This window comes from Enterococcus florum (assembly GCF_004309355.1).
Taxonomy (GTDB): Bacteria; Bacillota; Bacilli; order Lactobacillales; family Enterococcaceae; genus Enterococcus_A; species Enterococcus_A florum.
Genome location: NZ_BJCC01000048.1, coordinates 1 through 744 on the forward strand (window position 1 = coordinate 1; position 744 = coordinate 744).

The following is a 744-nucleotide window of genomic DNA, read 5'->3' on the forward strand; positions in this document are numbered from 1 at the left end:
AATCATAACCACCCGTGAAAACGGGTGGTTTGCTCTTCGGCTGGAAGCCTCTCTTACCGGCCACGGCCTAAAAGGCCCTCTGAAAGCTTCCCCCCGCACCACTTCTACTCGCTGATTCTAAAAGAATCTCGCTCTATCTCTTTTTATTTTTTGCTCCTGTAAACGGGTCTACCTCTTCGAACAACGTAAGCTGATCTGCTGAATAATCTTCTTTTATTTGTTTACGAATATACTCAGCTATCTGCTCCTTATTCCGTCCAACCGTGTCTACATAGTACCCTCGACACCAAAATTTTCGGTTCCCATAGCGATATTTCAACTCTGCATGACGTCGAATATCATTAAACTACTTTTTCCCTTTAAATAGCCCATGAATTGCGAAACACATAACTTTGGTGGAATACTTACAAGCAAATGAATATGATCTGCACAGGCATTTGCCTCAATGATCTCTACTCCTTTTCTTTCACAGAGTGTGCGAATAATCTCACCTATACTTTCTCTATATTTTCCGTAAATGATCTGTCTCCGATATTTTGGCGCAAACACGATGTGATACTTACATCTCCATTTACTATGTGATAAACTTTCTTTGTCCTTTTCCATAAGGACACCTCCTATCTTTGATGGTGATGCGGTCGGGAAACCAACATCAGTTTATCAATTTTGGGAGGTCTTTTTATTACCACGCTGGAAGCTCTTTTGAACCACCAGCACAGCAGGTGGTTTTCAAACATACAAAAA

1 pseudogene is annotated in these 744 nt (G+C 41.1%); it reads right to left on the reverse strand.

The features are described from left to right. Positions 1–133: 133 nt before the first annotated feature. A pseudogene (gene tnpA / locus NRIC_RS18845) lies at positions 134–606 on the reverse strand (IS200/IS605 family transposase). Between the last annotated feature and the right edge of the window lie 138 nt (positions 607–744).